The sequence below is a fragment of the Citrobacter sp. CK199 genome (assembly GCF_030333285.1).
Classification (GTDB): Bacteria; Pseudomonadota; Gammaproteobacteria; order Enterobacterales; family Enterobacteriaceae; genus Citrobacter_B; species Citrobacter_B koseri.
In genome coordinates this window covers 405,398-422,012 of sequence record NZ_JAOWGF010000024.1, presented here as the reverse complement: position 1 = coordinate 422,012, position 16,615 = coordinate 405,398, and the positions used below count along the sequence as shown (strand labels likewise).

Below are 16,615 nucleotides of genomic sequence, written 5' to 3'. Positions count from 1 at the left end.
CCGGGTGGTTATTTCGCCACTTTGGCAATCAAATCCATCATTTTCAGTTTCTGATCGGTGGAAACTTTACGAACCTCAAGCTCGATACCGCGTTCGTTGAGCTTTTTAAAGGCGTCGATATCGGTCTCGTCGACGGAAACGGCGTTATTAACCTGCGTTTTACCCTGACGGAAAGCCATACCGCCAATGTTTACGGAAGTCACTTTCACGCCGCCTTCAACGATACGTTCCACATCGGTAGGGTTGGTGAACAGCAGCATCACACGTTCGCCTGCGTATTTCGGGTTGTTATAGACACGAATCATCTTGGCAACGTCTACCACATGCGCCGTTACGCCCGGAGGTGCCACCTGTGTTAACAGCGTTTTACGTACGGTGTCCGCCGCAACTTCATCACTCACGACGATGATGCGGGTGACGTTGGTCTCTTTGGTCCAGCGGGTGGCGACCTGGCCGTGAATCAAACGGTCATCGATACGGGCGAGACCGATTACCATGTAATCGTTGGGTCCCATTGGTTTAGCGGGCGCCGCCGCTTTTGGCGCAGCAACCGGCGCCGGAGCGGCTTTTTCAACCGGTTTCGCTTTCAGCGCTTTCACGCCTTCACGACCGGTTTCTACCGCCAGAGCGACTAATTCGTCAAAGCTCGGATTGTCATCGCGGGCCATGAACGTTTCCACCAGCATCGGAATATTGACGCCAGCAATGACTTCATAGTGCTCTTTGTCGACGACAATACGGCTGGCAGCATTAAATGGACTGCCTCCCCATGTATCAACGAGAAACAGCACGCCTTTGCTGGTATCGAGTTTTGCCAACTGAGCGTTGTACTTTTCAATCAGCGTTTCGGCATTTTCGCCTGGAACGAAATCGATCCAGCCGACGTTTTCCTGCTCGCCTAACAGCATTTCTGCTGTTTTAAGTAACTGCTCTGCAGCCCAACCATGTGTGCCTATAACAATAGCAATGGTCACTTGCTACCTCCTTTATTATCGTTAACACATCAACGTGACAGATGTATTTTGAATCGCCGTCCGCACTCGAATCGATTCAGATAAGGGTTATAATGAAAAAACAGTTATTTCCGGGAATTATTTTAGATAGCGAAAAAAATATTTTATGTGATGAAGATCCGCAATTTAGCTTTCACATCAGAGAAATTTCGTAGTGTAAAATATCCCTGTGACATCTCATTGCAAAGGAAGGTAAATCTTTGCCAAAAAGACATTGTCTCTGTTATGTTTAGCTTCCGTTTAATTAGTAAGGAGTATAGGGCAGTAGCCCGCCGTATGGATCGTCACCGACGTCATTTCACTTTGAGGCCGTATCAGGCCTGTCTGTCTGGCTCTTTTGGCCGCAACCTTAATTCGCATATTGCTTTCTCGCCTGTTCGCTATTCCTTAAGCAGGAGCTTGTCATGGAATTCTTAATGGACCCCTCAATCTGGGCGGGTTTGCTCACGCTTGTTATCCTCGAAATTGTTCTGGGTATTGATAACCTGGTCTTTATCGCGATTCTGGCTGACAAGCTGCCGCCAAAGCAGCGTGATAAGGCGCGTCTTATCGGTTTGTCGCTGGCGCTGGTGATGCGCCTGGTCCTGCTGTCCATCATTTCGTGGATGGTGACCTTAACGAAACCACTCTTTACCGTCTGGGATCTCACCTTCTCAGGGCGCGATCTGATCATGCTCATCGGGGGTCTCTTCCTCCTGTTTAAGGCCACGACGGAGCTGCATGAGCGCCTGGAGAACCGCGAGCATGACTCGGGGCACGGCAAAGGCTATGCGAGTTTCTGGGTCGTGGTAACGCAGATCGTTATCCTTGATGCCGTCTTCTCCCTTGACGCGGTAATTACCGCCGTGGGTATGGTTAACCATCTGCCAGTGATGATGGCTGCCGTGGTGATTGCGATGGCGGTGATGCTGCTGGCGTCTAAGCCGCTTACCCGTTTCGTCAACCAGCATCCGACGGTTGTAGTGCTCTGTCTGAGCTTCCTGTTGATGATCGGTCTGAGCCTGGTGGCGGAAGGTTTTGGCTTCCATATTCCGAAAGGGTATCTGTACGCTGCTATCGGTTTCTCAATCGTCATCGAATTGTTCAACCAGATTGCGCGTCGTAACTTTATTCGCCATCAGTCAACGTTACCGCTGCGTGCACGCACCGCAGACGCCATCCTGCGACTGATGGGTGGTAAACGTCAGGCGAGCGCGCAGCACGAGTCTGACAGCCCGGCGACGGTGCCTGTACCTGAAGGCGCGTTTGCTGAAGAAGAGCGTTATATGATCAACGGCGTGCTGACCCTGGCGTCCCGTTCGCTGCGCGGCATCATGACGCCTCGCGGTGAAATCAGCTGGGTGGATGCTGACCTGAGCGTGGATGAAATCCGCGAACAGTTACTCTCTTCTCCGCACAGCCTGTTCCCGGTGTGTCGCGGCGAACTGGATGAGATCATCGGTATTGTTCGCGCGAAAGAACTGCTGGTGGCGCTGGAAGAGGGCGTGGATGTGGCCGCGATTGCTTCGGAATCACCAGCGATTGTCGTCCCGGAAACGCTGGATCCGATTAATCTGCTGGGCGTCCTGCGTCGCGCTCGCGGCAGCTTCGTCATCGTCACCAACGAGTTTGGCGTCGTGCAGGGGCTGGTTACGCCGCTGGACGTGCTGGAAGCGATTGCCGGTGAGTTCCCGGATGCCGACGAAACGCCTGAGATCATTACCGAAGCGGGCGGCTGGCTGGTGAAGGGGGGGACGGATCTGCATGCCCTGCAACAGGCGCTGGATGTCGATAACCTGGTGAACGACGAGGAAGACATCGCCACCGTCGCAGGATTGGTTATCGCCGTAAACGGTCATATCCCGCAGGTGGGCGATGTTATCGACGTTGCGCCGCTTCATATCACGATTGTCGAAGCGAACGACTACCGTGTTGATTTGGTTCGTATTGTTAAAGAACAACCTGCTCACCACGAAGACGAATAAGCGCCGTTCCCCGGTAAAACCGGGATCTAACGAAACGGCATAACGGGCGTCATGTGTCCGTTATGCCGGGCGGGCGGCGGTGCGCTACCCGCCAGCCACTGAGGAAAATCGTGAAGCGGCATAGGTCTTGCGAACAGAAATCCCTGCAACGCCTGAACGCCGTGTCCCCGCAAATATTGCGCCTGCTCTCGCGTTTCAACGCCTTCCGCTACCAGTTCAATATTCAGTCTTTGCCCCAGCGCGATGATGATATCGGTCACCGTGGAGTTCACCGCATCAGTACCGATCGCCGCGGTAAATGATTTGTCGATCTTCAGCACGTCCGGGCGCAATTTCTCCAGCCATGACAGCGAGCTGTTGCCGGTGCCAAAGTCATCAATGGCGAGCTTCACCCCTTTGCGGTGGAGTTCACGCATCAGCCGATAATCGACGTCCAGTAAGGCGTCCCGTTCCGTCAGCTCAAGCACAAGTTGCTGAACAGGATGGGCGCTGAACCAGTAATGATTGAGATCTTTTAATAGCATGCCATGACGAAAATGGCTGGCCGCAACGTTGATGCCGATATGGAACTGGCTGTTCATCGGGAAGAAATGCCGCTGCCGAATGGTTTCCGCAATGACATAGCGGGTAAGGGGGGCGATCAGGTTGTGTTCTTCAGCGATAGGGATAAAAACATCGGGAGAAATCCATCCTTGTCGCGGGTTATTCCAGCGCAGCAGGATCTCAACCCCCACGCATTGCTGCGTACGGGCATTTAACAGCGGCTGGCAAAACAGTTCAAATTCACGGGCGGCAAGGGCGAGATTGATCTCCCATGAAAAACTCATTCTGCTGGCCGTTGCCAGCCAGGCAAGGTATCCCACCAGTAAACTCAGCATCACCGCCAGCGGCAACTGCGTCGGCAGGTGGCGTAGTGCCAGCTCGCCAGCGCCGGGCCCCGTCACGCTGATGGTGAAGGGGAAGTGCTGGGACGCGCGCTGATAACGTTTTTCACCGTTCAGGGCGGGTAGCGCCTCCACCACCCCCTGACCATAGAGCAAGTGGCGGTTGCCGACCGTCAGGCTTGCGCTGGCGATCTGCGGCTGTTGCGGTTCAAGCAGCATCATCGCCAGAAGATCAATATTGACGATCTCAAAGAGCCCGTTTTTGCCATCAGGTGATGACGGATACCACTGAATCAGAATCGGGCTGTCTTTGAGCAGGGACTGATCGGTAGACAGCAGCAACAGGTTGTTCGGCGCGGGCAGATCGGGTTGTAGCTGGTGAATCGGCACGTCGCGTGAGCCAAAGATACTGGAGCAGTAGAGAATACCGTTCTGAACCAGACCAATGGAACGCACGGTTTGCAGTCTGGCGACCTGCTTACGCAGGGGAAAATGCGCGGCCGGGCAGGGTTGTCCTACCAGGGGCAGCAGGAGATCGCGCCCGGCCTGTAGAGGGCGGAGCACTTCATCCAGCGTCTCTACGGCGTGAGCGGCGAACGTTTCGGTGCGATGCTGATTTATATTTCGCTCCGAAATAAATCGGATACTCAATGTGAGGATAAGCGTGATCAGCGCACAGACCGTGCAGACGATGAAACGATTGCGGCGATAATTTTTAATGATCCGTTGTGCTGTTTGCATGCGGGCCGCCTGATAAGCCGTTGGTCACAAAAGCCAATTGCAACACAGCAAGTGTAGTGGGGAAATTTACCGCAGACGAGATTGATGAGAAAAATTCGCCCATCAGTGGGAGATGGGCGAAGTGGCAGGCTATGTTTTGTTAATCACACTGGACTTTAATCGCCAGTCCGCCGCGTGATGTTTCGCGGTACTTCGCGTTCATGTCCTTGCCGGTTTCGTACATGGTCTCAATGACTTTATCCAGCGAGACGCGCGGTGCGCTGGTACGGCGCATTGCCATACGCGCCGCGTTGATCGCTTTTACCGAAGCAATCGCGTTACGCTCGATACACGGCACCTGAACCTGACCGGCAACCGGGTCACAGGTCAGCCCCAGGTTGTGCTCCATGCCGATTTCCGCGGCGACGCACACCTGCTCCGGGCTGGCCCCAAGCAGCTCCGCCAGTCCTGCCGCCGCCATTGAGCAGGCGACGCCGACTTCTCCCTGGCAGCCGACTTCGGCGCCGGAAATCGAGGCGTTCATTTTGTACAGCGCGCCGATAGCGCCAGCGGCCAGGAAGTAACGGGTGTAGATATCCGGGCTGACGGGTTCAATGAAGTGGTCATAGTAAGCCAGCACCGCAGGCACGATCCCGCAAGCGCCGTTGGTCGGCGCCGTAACGACACGCCCGCCCGCGGCGTTTTCTTCGTTCACCGCCAGCGCAAACATGTTGACCCAGTCAATGACGTTCATCGGATCGCTGGACAGTTTGTCGCTGGAAACCAGCATGCGACGCAGTGCGGAAGCACGACGTGGAACGCGCAGCGGCCCCGGCAGAACCCCTTCGGTATTCATCCCGCGATCGATACACGCCTGCATGGTCTGCCAGACGTTGGCGAAATACTCTTCGATTTCCTTTTTGCTGTGCAGCGCCAGTTCGTTCTGCATCACCATCCCGGAGAGCGACAGACCGGTGCTGTTGCAATATTCCAGCATTTCGGTCGCCGATTTAAACGGATAAGGGACGCTGACCTCATTGGCGGCGTCCTGACCAAAATGCTCTTCATCGACAATAAAGCCGCCGCCGATGGAATAATACGTTTTGCTATAAATGACGGTTTCGCCATTGTACGCGTGGATCTGCATTCCATTTTCATGCAATGGCAGGTTGCCATTGTGAAAACGCATCCCGTTATCCTGGGGAAAATCCACTTCGTGCTGGCCCTGCGCCAGTAACAGGCGACCGCGCGCTTCAACGTCGCGAATAAAACCAGGGATGCTGTCAATATCCACGGTGGCAGGTTCGTTACCCGCCAGACCCATAATAATGGCGATATCGGTGTGGTGACCTTTACCCGTGAGCGACAGTGAACCATACACGTCGACGGCGACACGGGTAACGCTATCCAGTAATCCTTTTTCGACCAGGTCATCGACGAACTGTTTACCCGCCTTCATAGGCCCTACAGTATGGGAGGATGAGGGACCAATCCCCACCTTAAACATGTCGAATAGACTAATCACGATAATACTCCTGACAGGGTGACCGGGCTTCCCGGTTACGATGTAATAACTGCGCATAGTGTAAGAGGGAACGCGGCGATCGGCTTAACTATTCACATGAATTAAACTAATGGATAACCACGTATTTACTAATGTTGGGACGGGAATCTCAAGTTGTGTTCTGCGCGTGTAAAGATAAGTATAGTCAGGGTCTCACGCCAATTTGCAGCGCCAGCTCACGAATTATTCCGGCGGTCATTCCCCAGACGAAATAATGCTCATACCACGAAAGCCATACGCGATGTGAATCGCCGCGTCGATAAATATCCAGAGGATGATAACGCCCCAGACGCAGAGCTTCTGAAAGCGGCATCTCAAAGACAGAGGCCACCTCATCTTCGCTGGCGTGATAATGCAGATTCGGGGGAATAATGCCGACCACCGGCGTAACCTGAAAACCCGTGACGCTGTCTACGGGCGGCAGCACGCCAATCACTTCGACGGATTCCGGCGGGATCGCCACCTCTTCCTGCGCTTCACGCAGCGCAGCGGCAATCAGCGACGCATCGCTGCTGTCAACGGCGCCGCCGGGGAACGCGACCTGACCGGCGTGTTTGCGCAGGCGCGCTGAACGCTGAGTCAGCAATAGACCCGGCCGGGCGCGGCGAACCACCGGGATCAGCACGGCAGCCTGACGACGGTTTAACGTCTCACCATTCACCTGCGGGCGCAAAAGTTGAAAGCGTGATAAAAAATCATCAAGGGTCAGGCTGCTGTTTTTCACGACTCAGTTCTCCAGTTGCTGCAAAATTCGATTCACTTTATCAAACGTCTCCTGATATTCCGCGTCCTCCTGGCTGTCCGCTACGATGCCGCCGCCCGCAGAGCAATAGAGATGCCCGTCTACAGCGGTAAGCGTGCGGATCGTGATGCTGGTATCCATGTTGCCGCAAAAACTCAGGTAGCCGATGCTGCCGCACCAGGCGTTGCGCCTGTGCGGCTCCAGCGCGTCAATGATCTCCATCGCCCGGACTTTTGGCGCGCCGGTAATCGAACCGCCAGGAAAAGCGGCGCGCAGCAGATCGGTGGCATGTAAATTATCGGGCAAACGGGCGGTAATGGTACTGACAAGATGATGTACCGCCGGGAAGGGTTCAACCACAAACAACTCGGGAACCTTGACCGACCCCGGAACGGCAACGCGGCCGACGTCGTTACGCATCAAATCGACAATCATCAGGTTTTCTGCGCGGTCTTTTGCCGACATCGCGAGCGTTAGCGCCTGCTGGCGATCCGCCTGCGGGTCGTCCAGCCGGGGAAGGGTGCCTTTGATTGGGCGAGTCTGAATGTGCCCCTCTTCGGACTGAATAAAGCGCTCGGGAGAAAGGCTCAGAATCGCACCGTCCTCCAGGCGCAAAAACGCGCTGAACGGGGCGCGGTTAGCGTGATTAAGCCGCACGAAGGCCAGCCATTCATCTCCCTGATAGTCAGCCTGAAAACGCTGGGCGAGGTTAACCTGATAACAGTCGCCGCTGTGCAGCCAGCTCTGCACCTGGCGGAATTTTTCACCGTACTGCGCGCGAGTCATGTTTGATTGCCATGCGGAGGTTAACGCGAAGGGCTTTCGCACCGGCGCCTGCTGGCGCGCCAGCCATTCAAGGCGAGCGTGAACATCGGTATGGCTCAGCAGAGAGACGGTCTGTCTGCGATGATCGACGACTAAGGCCCAGTCGTAAATGCCGATCGCCATATCCGGCAGGGTGATATCGCGCTGTGCGAGCGTGGGCAGGGATTCAAAACGGCGGCCAAGGTCGTAACCTAACAGCCCCAGCGCGCCGCCCTGAAACGGCAGATTGGGGTCATATGGCGGCTGGATGCCCGCAGACGCCAGCGCCGCCTGCAACACGGTCATGGGATCGTCGGCGGTCGTGGTCGTGCCATGCTTATCGCGCACGCGGGTCTCTTCGCCGTGTGTCGACAGCGTTGCCACGGGGTCGGCCACCAGAATATCAAAACGATTATGCGGATGTTCAGCATGGCCGGAATGCAGCAGCATGGCCCAGGGCTGATGGCTCAGCGGGGCAAAATAGTACTCGGCGGCGTCCGGGCGCCACGGTAAAATAATAACAGCGGGTGATAATGTCTTCATCGGTCCTGGTCTACTGGCTATGTGCCGGGTAGCATGAAATAATTAGCGCAGACAATTTAGCAGGAGTTAACAATGTTTGCAGGTTTACCTTCACTCAGCCACGAGCAGCAACAAAAAGCGGTAGAGCGCATTCAGGAACTGATGTCGCAAGGAATGAGCAGCGGACAGGCAATCGCGCAGGTGGCGGATGAACTGCGCGCCACCCATACCGGCGAGCGGATCGTGGCGCGTTTTGAGGATGAGGACGAATAACGTCGCGTTACACTGCGGCGATAATCTTGATCTCAACTCTGTATTTCGGGTTCATCAGCCCGGCTTGCACCGTGCAGCGTACCGGCGCGTGACCGGCAACGACCCACGCGTCCCAGGCTTTGTTCATGGCGGCAAAATCGCTTTTATCGGCCAGGAAAATAGTGGCATCAAGAATACGTGACTTCCGGGTGCCCTGTTTTTCCAGCGCCGCGTCAATTTGCGCCAGCGTGTTGGCGGTCTGTTCAAACGCATCGGCGTCGAGGTTTTCCGGCACACCGGTGTAATAAAGCGTGTTGTTATGGATTACTACATCAGACCAACGATCTTCGGCATCAATACGTATGATAGTCATAAATCATTCCTCGTTAACTTTCCGTTCGACGCGGCAAGACTGCCATAATGTTGCGTTGCCGTCACCTCTTCAACTGGCGTAAGCGACGGCGTCCTGACATAATCCCTGTTCAAATCAACAGGGGGTAGTGTGACGGACGATTTTGCAGCAGACGGTCAGTTGGCTAAAGCGATACCGGGATTTAAACCGCGCGAACCACAGCGGCAGATGGCCGTTGCCGTCACGCATGCTATTGAAAAATCACAACCGCTTGTTGTCGAAGCCGGGACGGGGACAGGCAAAACCTATGCCTACCTCGCGCCGGCGTTACGCGCCGGAAAAAAAGTGATCATCTCGACGGGATCGAAAGCGTTGCAGGATCAGCTCTACAGTCGCGATCTTCCCACCGTCTCAAACGCCCTCAAATTCACCGGTAAACTGGCACTGTTGAAAGGACGCTCTAACTATCTTTGTCTGGAACGTCTCGAACAGCAAGCGCTGGCGGGCGGCGATTTGCCGGTACAAATTTTAAGCGATGTGATTTTGCTGCGTTCGTGGTCGAATCAGACCGAAGACGGCGACATCAGTACCTGCGTCAGCGTAGCGGAAGACTCGCAGGCGTGGCCACTGGTCACCAGCACCAATGACAACTGTCTGGGCAGCGACTGCCCGCTGTATAAAGACTGTTTTGTGGTTAAAGCGCGTAAAAAGGCGATGGACGCCGATGTGGTTATCGTCAACCACCATCTTTTCCTCGCGGATATGGTGGTCAAAGAGAGTGGGTTTGGCGAACTGATCCCGGAGGCGGAGGTGATGATCTTCGATGAGGCCCACCAGCTTCCTGATATCGCCAGCCAGTATTTCGGCCAGTCGCTCTCCAGCCGACAGCTTCTCGACCTGGCGAAAGATTTTACCATCGCCTACCGCACGGAATTGAAAGATACTCAGCAGTTGCAGAAATGCGCTGACCGACTGGCGCAGAGCGCGCAGGATTTTCGCCTGCAACTGGGCGAGCCGGGCTATCGCGGAAATTTACGTGAGCTGCTGGCCGACCCACGGGTACAGCGCGCGCTATTGCTGCTCGACGATACGCTTGAGCTTTGCTACGACGTGGCAAAACTGTCTCTGGGGCGTTCCGCATTGCTGGATGCCGCTTTCGAGCGTGCGACCTTGTATCGTGCGCGGCTGAAACGCTTAAAAGAGATCAACCAGCCAGGGTACAGCTACTGGTACGAATGCACGTCGCGCCATTTCACGCTGGCGCTCACTCCGCTTACGGTCGCGGATAAATTCAAAGAGGTGATGGCGCAGAAACCCGGCAGCTGGATTTTTACCTCTGCCACGCTGTCGGTGAACGACGATCTCCATCACTTTACGGCGCGGCTGGGCATTGAACAGGCCGAATCGATGCTGTTGCCCAGTCCGTTCGACTATACCCGCCAGGCGCTGTTGTGCGTGCCGCGTAACCTGCCGCAAACTAACCAGCCGGGCTCTGCCCGACAGCTGGCGGCAATGTTAAGACCGATCATCGAAGCCAACAATGGCCGCTGCTTTATGCTGTGTACGTCGCATGCCATGATGCGCGATCTGGCGGAACAGTTCCGCGCCACCATGACGCTGCCCGTCCTGTTGCAGGGCGAAACCAGCAAAGGTCAACTGCTGCAACAGTTCGTCAGCGCCGGTAATGCGCTACTGGTCGCAACCAGCAGCTTCTGGGAAGGGGTGGATGTGCGCGGCGATACGCTGTCGCTGGTGATTATCGATAAATTACCTTTTACCTCTCCTGACGATCCCTTGCTGAAAGCGCGGATGGAGGATTGTCGTCTGCGCGGCGGCGATCCGTTTGATGAAGTGCAGCTACCCGACGCGGTCATCACGCTGAAACAAGGGGTGGGGCGTCTGATTCGCGATTCCGACGATCGTGGGGTGTTGGTGATTTGTGATAACCGGCTGGTGATGCGACCGTATGGCGCCACCTTCCTGGCGAGCCTGCCGCCCACGCCGCGCACCCGGGACATCGCCCGCGCCGTCAGATTTCTCGCCATACCAACGGCCGAGTAATTTGTTACGGAGTATGGTAAGATGCGCGCCATTTTATTGATTTAAGCACGAAGACCCATGCGAATTCTGGCTATCGATACCGCCACAGAAGCGTGTTCCGTTGCCCTGTGGAATGACGGTAATATCAACGCTCATTTTGAGCTTTGCCCACGAGAACATACCCAACGTATTTTGCCGATGGTGCAGGATATCCTGGCCGCCAACAGCATTACGCTTACCGATATCGACGCGCTGGCGTTTGGTCGCGGCCCCGGCAGTTTTACCGGCGTGCGTATTGGCATTGGCATTGCGCAGGGGCTGGCGCTGGGCGCGAACCTGCCGATGACTGGCGTTTCAACGCTGGCGACAATGGCGCAGGGCGCCTGGCGTAAAAGCGGCGCAACGCGCGTGCTGGCGGCGATTGACGCACGTATGGGCGAAGTCTACTGGGCGGAATACCAGCGTGATGAAAATGGCGTCTGGCACGGGGAAGAGACCGAGGCCGTGTTAAATCCCGGGCTGGTTAGCGAACGGTTGAAGCAGCTTTCCGGGGAGTGGGTTACTGTTGGCACAGGCTGGCCTGCATGGCCTGATCTGGGTAAAGACAGCGGTCTGGCTTTGCGCGATGGCGACGTTCTGCTTCCGGCAGCGGAGGATATGCTGCCTCTCGCCAGTCAGATGCTGGCAGCGGGGAAAACCGTCGCGGTTGAACAGGCCGAACCGGTTTATTTACGTAACAACGTCGCGTGGAAGAAACTTCCGGGCAAAGAATGAATCTCAGTATTATCACCCTGAATAATTTGAACGTAGCTGTTACACACAGGCAGTTTGAAGTATGACGAGAATATGTGCTGAGAAAAAAGGAGTCGCACTATGGCGGTTCAACAACAGGTAATGAAAGGAATTCTGGCGGGAGTGGTCGCGTTAACGCTGAGTGGCTGCGTTACCGTCCCGGATGCCATCAAAGGTTCCAGTCCCACGCCGCAGCAGGATCTGGTGCGGGTTATGAATGCGCCGCAGCTGTACGTCGGCCAGGAAGCGCGTTTTGGCGGTAAAGTGGTGGATGTGCAAAACCAGCAGGGAAAAACGCGGCTGGAAATCGCCAGCGTGCCGCTTGATAACGGCGCGCGTCCGATCCTCGGTGAGGCTTCGCGAGGGCGGATTTATGCCGACGTGAACGGCTTCCTTGACCCGGTAGACTTCCGTGGGCAACTGGTGACGGTCGTTGGGCCGATTACCGGCACGGTGGACGGTAAGGTCGGCAGTACGCCGTATAAGTTTATGCTGATGCAGGCAACGGGCTATAAACGCTGGCACCTTACTCAGCAGATCGTCATGCCGCCGCAGCCGATCGATCCCTGGTTCTACGGTGGACGAGGCTGGCCGTACGGCTATGGCGGTTGGGGATGGTATAACCCAGGCCCCGCACAGGTTCAAACGATCGTAACTGAATAACCCCTTGTTTTATCAGTAAAAGAAACAGCGGCTGGTCCGCTGTTTCTGCATTAATACGGACATAAGAAAAATAAATAGTGACGCGCTTCGCAACCTTTTCGTTGAGTGATTAATAAACTGGTACGCTGAGTTAATATTATGTTAACGACTTGTTTATTAACTGGGGTTGCGATGACGACGAACACTCATTTTAGAGGTGATGCTTTGAAGAAGGTTTGGCTTAACCGATATCCCGCTGATGTCCCGGCGGAGATCAATCCTGACCGTTATCAATCCCTGGTTGAATTATTTGAACATGCCGTCGTGCGTTACGCCGACCAGCCTGCGTTCGTCAATATGGGGGAGGTGATGACCTTCCGCAAACTGGAAGAGCGCAGCCGGGCATTCGCGGCTTATTTGCAGGAAGGACTGGGCCTCAAAAAAGGCGACCGCGTCGCGCTAATGATGCCGAATCTGCTGCAATACCCGGTCGCGCTGTTTGGTATTTTGCGCGCCGGGATGATCGTCGTGAATGTCAACCCGCTGTATACGCCGCGTGAGCTTGAGCATCAGCTCAATGACAGCGGAGCGGCGGCTATCGTGATCGTCTCTAACTTTGCCCACACGCTGGAAAAAGTGGTCGATAAAACGTCCGTACAGCACGTAATTCTGACGCGCATGGGCGACCAGCTTTCTACCGCGAAAGGTACGCTGGTTAACTTTGTCGTGAAATACATTAAGCGTCTGGTGCCGAAATATCACCTGCCGGATGCGATCTCTTTTCGCCGCGCGCTACACGCAGGTTATCGGATGCAGTACGTGAAGCCTGAGCTGGTCACCGACGATCTGGCGTTCCTGCAATACACGGGCGGTACAACCGGCGTAGCGAAAGGCGCGATGCTGACGCACCGCAACATGCTGGCAAACCTGGAGCAGGTAAAAGGCACCTACGGGCCGTTGCTGCATGAGGGGAAAGAGCTGGTGGTGACGGCGTTGCCGCTGTATCACATTTTTGCGTTGACCATGAACTGCCTGCTGTTTATTGAACTGGGCGGGCAAAACCTGCTCATCACTAACCCGCGCGACATTCCGGGCATGGTGAAAGAGCTGGCGAAATATCCGTTTACCGCGATGACCGGCGTTAACACCCTGTTTAACGCCTTGCTGAACAACAAAGAATTCCAGCAACTGGACTTCTCTACGCTGCACCTTTCTGCTGGCGGCGGTATGCCGGTACAGCATGCGGTTGCAGAACGTTGGGTGAAACTGACCGGACAATATTTGCTTGAAGGCTACGGTCTGACCGAGTGCGCGCCGTTGGTCAGCGTGAACCCGCATGATATCGATTATCACAGCGGCAGTATCGGGCTGCCCGTTCCCTCTACCGATGTAAAACTGGTGGATGACGAGGGCAACGAGGTGCCGACAGGCGAGCCTGGCGAGCTGTGCGTGAAGGGGCCGCAGGTGATGCTGGGATACTGGCAGCGCCCGGACGCGACGGATGAAATCGTCAAAGACGGCTGGCTTTACACGGGGGATATCGCGGTGATTGATGACGAAGGGTTCTTGCGCATCGTCGATCGCAAAAAAGATATGATTCTGGTTTCCGGCTTTAACGTCTATCCTAATGAAATTGAAGACGTGGTGATGCAGCATCCTGGCGTTCAGGAAGTGGCGGCAGTCGGCGTGCCTTCGGGCAGCAGCGGTGAAAGCGTGAAAATCTTTGTCGTGAAGAAAGACCCGGCGTTGACCGACGAGGCATTGATTACCTTCTGTCGTCGCCAGTTGACGGGGTATAAAGTGCCGAAGCTGGTGGAGTTTCGCGACGAACTGCCTAAATCGAACGTCGGAAAAATTTTACGACGAGAATTACGTGACGAAGCGCGTGGCAAAGTAGACAATAAAGCCTGAGCTTTAAGCAAGTCGCCAGACGCCGGTTAAGCCGGCGTTTTTTTTGGCGCAAACTAAAGAGAATATGATTTGAATTACCAAATGATCACTACGGACGACGCGCTGGCGACGTTATGTGAAGCGGTTCGGGCATTTCCGGCGATTGCCCTTGATACGGAGTTTGTCCGTACGCGTACCTATTACCCGCAACTTGGGCTTATCCAGCTGTTTGATGGCGAGCATGTCGCCCTGATTGATCCTCACGGCATTACCGACTGGTCGCCTCTGCGCGCCGTGTTGCGTGATACCGCGATAACCAAATTTTTGCATGCGGGCAGCGAAGATCTGGAGGTTTTTCTCAATACCTTCGGGGAGCTGCCGCAACCGCTGATCGACACGCAGATCCTTGCCGCATTTTGCGGCCGCCCCTTGTCCTGGGGTTTTGCCGCGATGGTCGAGGAGTTTACGGGCGTCGCGCTGGATAAAAGCGAGTCCCGTACCGACTGGCTGGCAAGACCGTTAACCGAACGCCAGTGCGAGTATGCGGCGGCGGACGTCTGGTATTTGTTACCGATCACCAAAAAACTGATGGTCGAAACCGAAGCATCCGGCTGGCTGCCTGCGGCGCTGGATGAGTGCCGTCTGATGCAGCAGCGTCGTCAGGAAATTCTGGCGCCGGAAGATGCCTGGCGTGACATCACCAATGCGTGGCAGTTGCGTACCCGTCAACTGGCCTGCCTGCAACTGTTGGCCGACTGGCGGCTGCGCAAGGCGCGTGAGCGCGATCTGGCGGTCAACTTTGTGGTGCGCGAAGAGCACCTGTGGGCGGTGGCGCGCTATATGCCGGGGAGTCTGGGCGAACTGGACAGCCTGGGGCTTTCTGGCAGCGAAATTCGTTTTCACGGTAAGACGCTGATCGCGTTAGTGGAGAAGGCGCAGGCGCTGCCGGAAGAGACGCTGCCGGAACCCTTGCTGAACCTGATGGATATGCCAGGTTATCGCAAGGCGTTTAAAGCCATCAAAGCGCTGGTGGCGGACGTTAGCGCGACGCACAATGTCAGTGCGGAATTGCTGGCGTCGCGTCGGCAAATCAACCAGTTGCTTAACTGGCACTGGAAGTTAAAACCGCAGGCCACGCAGCCGGAACTCATCTCCGGCTGGCGTGCGGAACTGATGGCGGAAAAACTGCGGAATCTGTTGCAGGAATATCCGCTGTAATACGATGATGGCCGCTATCCGGCCGCTCCGTCATTAGCGCAGCGCCTGACAGATCGCCTCCGCCATCTGCCGGGTGGAGGCGGCGCCTTTCAGATCCGGTGTTTTCGGGCCGTTAGCGATAACTTGCTCAATGGCCGCGAGAATACCGTCATGTGCCTCCCGGTAGCGCGTATCGCCATTGCCGAGGAAATCCAGCATCATGGCGCCCGCCCAGATGGTGGCAACAGGGTTGGCGATATTCTTGCCGTATATATCCGGCGCAGAGCCGTGTACCGGTTCAAACAGCGACGGGAATGTGCGTTCCGGGTTCAGGTTTGCGGAAGGCGCAATGCCGATGGTGCCGGTACAGGCCGGGCCAAGATCGGACAGAATATCGCCAAACAGATTTGAGGCGACAACCACGTCAAAGCGCTCCGGCTGCATGACAAAGCGGGCGCACAGAATGTCGATATGCTGCTTATCCCAACGAATCTCCGGGTAGTGTTGCGCCATTGCTTCAACGCGTTCATCCCAGAAAGGCATACTGATGGCCAGGCCGTTGGATTTGGTGGCGGACGTCAGCGTTTTGCGCGGTCGGCTTTGCGCCAGCTCAAAGGCGTAGCGCAGAATGCGATCCACTCCGCGCCGGGTAAATACCGACTCCTGAATCACCACTTCGTGCTCGGTTCCGGCATTAACGCGCCCGCCCAGCGAGGAGTATTCCCCTTCGGTGTTCTCGCGCACGACGTAGAAATCAATATCTCCCGCTTTTTTTCCGGCCAGCGGGCAGGGAACGCCGGGAAACAGACGTACCGGACGCAGGTTAACGTACTGGTCAAATTCGCGGCGGAATTTCAGCAGCGATCCCCACAATGAAACATGGTCCGGGACGGTATCCGGCCAGCCGACGGCGCCGAAATAGATCGCATCAAACGATTTTAGCTGCGCATGCCAGTCGTCAGGCATCATCGTACCGTGATGTGCATAATATTCGCAGCTGGCCCACTCAATCGGCTCAAAGCTGAGCGAGAGATCCCAGCGTTCAGCGGCAGTCTGCAATACGCGAATACCTTCAGGCAGGACTTCTTTACCAATACCGTCTCCGGGAATAGCGGCAATACGACAGGTTTTCTTCATACCAGCTCTCACTTATCAGCAGTCAAAATTGACTTACCCCTTATCCTATAATTGACTGATTGAGAGTTAATCCTTCCAACTGGTGAAACATAAAACACAG

15 protein-coding genes are annotated in these 16,615 nt (G+C 55.5%); 8 read left to right on the top strand and 7 right to left on the bottom strand.

All coding sequences use genetic code 11. The annotated features are described in order from the left end of the window. Positions 1–8 precede the first annotated feature (8 nt). Complete coding sequence (gene manX / locus OGX75_RS06025; RefSeq protein WP_047463231.1) at positions 9–974, bottom strand: PTS mannose transporter subunit IIAB; 966 nt, start codon at positions 972–974, stop codon at positions 9–11. Positions 975–1,124: 150 nt separating this feature from the next. On the opposite strand from manX, the gene OGX75_RS21265 reads away from it, so the two are divergent. Both OGX75_RS21265 and yoaE read left to right on the top strand, forming a co-directional pair. Continuing rightward, complete coding sequence (locus OGX75_RS21265) at positions 1,125–1,430, top strand: protein YoaL (RefSeq protein ID WP_502873183.1); 306 nt, start codon at positions 1,125–1,127, stop codon at positions 1,428–1,430. Next, positions 1,418–2,977 carry a CNNM family cation transport protein YoaE gene (gene yoaE, locus OGX75_RS06020; RefSeq protein ID WP_047463233.1) on the top strand — a complete coding sequence of 520 codons (1,560 nt, stop codon included), beginning with the start codon at positions 1,418–1,420 and terminating at the stop codon, positions 2,975–2,977. Before OGX75_RS21265 ends, yoaE begins: the two co-directional genes overlap by 13 nt. A 26-nt stretch (positions 2,978–3,003) precedes the next feature. Here the strand turns inward: yoaE and pdeD are convergent, their stop codons facing one another. From pdeD to pabB, 4 genes are all read right to left on the bottom strand, one after another. Then, on the bottom strand, positions 3,004–4,602 hold the full coding sequence (gene pdeD / locus OGX75_RS06015; protein WP_110494143.1) for a cyclic di-3',5'-guanosine monophosphate phosphodiesterase PdeD: 1,599 nt from the start codon (positions 4,600–4,602) through the stop codon (positions 3,004–3,006). A 139-nt stretch (positions 4,603–4,741) separates the two neighbouring features. Continuing rightward, positions 4,742–6,106, bottom strand: a complete 1,365-nt coding sequence (sdaA, locus tag OGX75_RS06010) for an L-serine ammonia-lyase (RefSeq protein WP_024130267.1) — start codon at positions 6,104–6,106, stop codon at positions 4,742–4,744. A 184-nt stretch (positions 6,107–6,290) separates the two neighbouring features. Then, entirely contained in the window at positions 6,291–6,869 is a 579-nt protein-coding gene (locus OGX75_RS06005) for a CoA pyrophosphatase (RefSeq protein ID WP_286451258.1), read from the bottom strand. 3 nt (positions 6,870–6,872) lie between these two features. Further along, positions 6,873–8,234, bottom strand: coding sequence for an aminodeoxychorismate synthase component 1 (gene pabB, locus OGX75_RS06000; RefSeq protein ID WP_115614253.1), 1,362 nt, complete (start codon positions 8,232–8,234; stop codon positions 6,873–6,875). A 72-nt stretch (positions 8,235–8,306) separates the two neighbouring features. Here pabB and OGX75_RS05995 point away from each other — a divergent pair, with 72 nt between their 5' ends. Beyond that, positions 8,307–8,486: a YoaH family protein gene (locus OGX75_RS05995; protein WP_012132063.1), complete on the top strand. Its 180-nt coding sequence runs from the start codon at positions 8,307–8,309 to the stop codon at positions 8,484–8,486. Between the two features lie 7 nt (positions 8,487–8,493). On the opposite strand, the gene OGX75_RS05990 is transcribed toward OGX75_RS05995, so the two are convergent. Next, positions 8,494–8,838: a RidA family protein gene (locus OGX75_RS05990; protein WP_012132064.1), complete on the bottom strand. Its 345-nt coding sequence runs from the start codon at positions 8,836–8,838 to the stop codon at positions 8,494–8,496. A gap of 129 nt (positions 8,839–8,967) precedes the next feature. Between OGX75_RS05990 and yoaA the strand changes: the two genes are divergently transcribed. The 5 genes from yoaA to rnd all read left to right on the top strand — a co-directional run bounded on the left by yoaA (position 8,968) and on the right by rnd (position 15,399). Beyond that, the gene (gene yoaA / locus OGX75_RS05985) at positions 8,968–10,878 is read left to right on the top strand and encodes a DNA repair helicase YoaA (RefSeq protein ID WP_012132066.1); all 1,911 of its coding nucleotides are present in this window, start codon (positions 8,968–8,970) and stop codon (positions 10,876–10,878) included. Between the two features lie 57 nt (positions 10,879–10,935). Continuing rightward, entirely contained in the window at positions 10,936–11,631 is a 696-nt protein-coding gene (gene tsaB, locus OGX75_RS05980) for a tRNA (adenosine(37)-N6)-threonylcarbamoyltransferase complex dimerization subunit type 1 TsaB (protein ID WP_286451259.1), read from the top strand. Positions 11,632–11,730: 99 nt separating this feature from the next. After that, on the top strand, positions 11,731–12,312 hold the full coding sequence (locus OGX75_RS05975; protein ID WP_047463245.1) for a Slp family lipoprotein: 582 nt from the start codon (positions 11,731–11,733) through the stop codon (positions 12,310–12,312). A 204-nt stretch (positions 12,313–12,516) separates the two neighbouring features. Beyond that, positions 12,517–14,202 carry a long-chain-fatty-acid--CoA ligase FadD gene (gene fadD, locus OGX75_RS05970; protein WP_024130268.1) on the top strand — a complete coding sequence of 562 codons (1,686 nt, stop codon included), beginning with the start codon at positions 12,517–12,519 and terminating at the stop codon, positions 14,200–14,202. Between the two features lie 69 nt (positions 14,203–14,271). After that, complete coding sequence (gene rnd / locus OGX75_RS05965; RefSeq protein WP_130028869.1) at positions 14,272–15,399, top strand: ribonuclease D; 1,128 nt, start codon at positions 14,272–14,274, stop codon at positions 15,397–15,399. 33 nt (positions 15,400–15,432) lie between these two features. Here rnd and OGX75_RS05960 read toward each other — a convergent pair whose 3' ends face one another. After that, positions 15,433–16,515, bottom strand: coding sequence for a tartrate dehydrogenase (locus tag OGX75_RS05960; protein WP_012132071.1), 1,083 nt, complete (start codon positions 16,513–16,515; stop codon positions 15,433–15,435). Between the last annotated feature and the right edge of the window lie 100 nt (positions 16,516–16,615).

What these genes read in the sequence shown, in the direction of transcription:
- OGX75_RS21265 (WP_502873183.1), top strand. Translation starts at nt 1,125, where the DNA reads ATGAAGATCCGCAATTTAGCTTTCACATCAGAGAAATTTCGTAGTGTA.
- yoaE (WP_047463233.1), top strand. Translation starts at nt 1,418, where the DNA reads ATGGAATTCTTAATGGACCCCTCAATCTGGGCGGGTTTGCTCACGCTT.
- pdeD (WP_110494143.1), bottom strand. Translation starts at nt 4,602, where the DNA reads ATGCAAACAGCACAACGGATCATTAAAAATTATCGCCGCAATCGTTTC.
- pabB (WP_115614253.1), bottom strand. Translation starts at nt 8,234, where the DNA reads ATGAAGACATTATCACCCGCTGTTATTATTTTACCGTGGCGCCCGGAC.
- OGX75_RS05995 (WP_012132063.1), top strand. Translation starts at nt 8,307, where the DNA reads ATGTTTGCAGGTTTACCTTCACTCAGCCACGAGCAGCAACAAAAAGCG.
- OGX75_RS05990 (WP_012132064.1), bottom strand. Translation starts at nt 8,838, where the DNA reads ATGACTATCATACGTATTGATGCCGAAGATCGTTGGTCTGATGTAGTA.
- tsaB (WP_286451259.1), top strand. Translation starts at nt 10,936, where the DNA reads ATGCGAATTCTGGCTATCGATACCGCCACAGAAGCGTGTTCCGTTGCC.
- OGX75_RS05975 (WP_047463245.1), top strand. Translation starts at nt 11,731, where the DNA reads ATGGCGGTTCAACAACAGGTAATGAAAGGAATTCTGGCGGGAGTGGTC.
- OGX75_RS05960 (WP_012132071.1), bottom strand. Translation starts at nt 16,515, where the DNA reads ATGAAGAAAACCTGTCGTATTGCCGCTATTCCCGGAGACGGTATTGGT.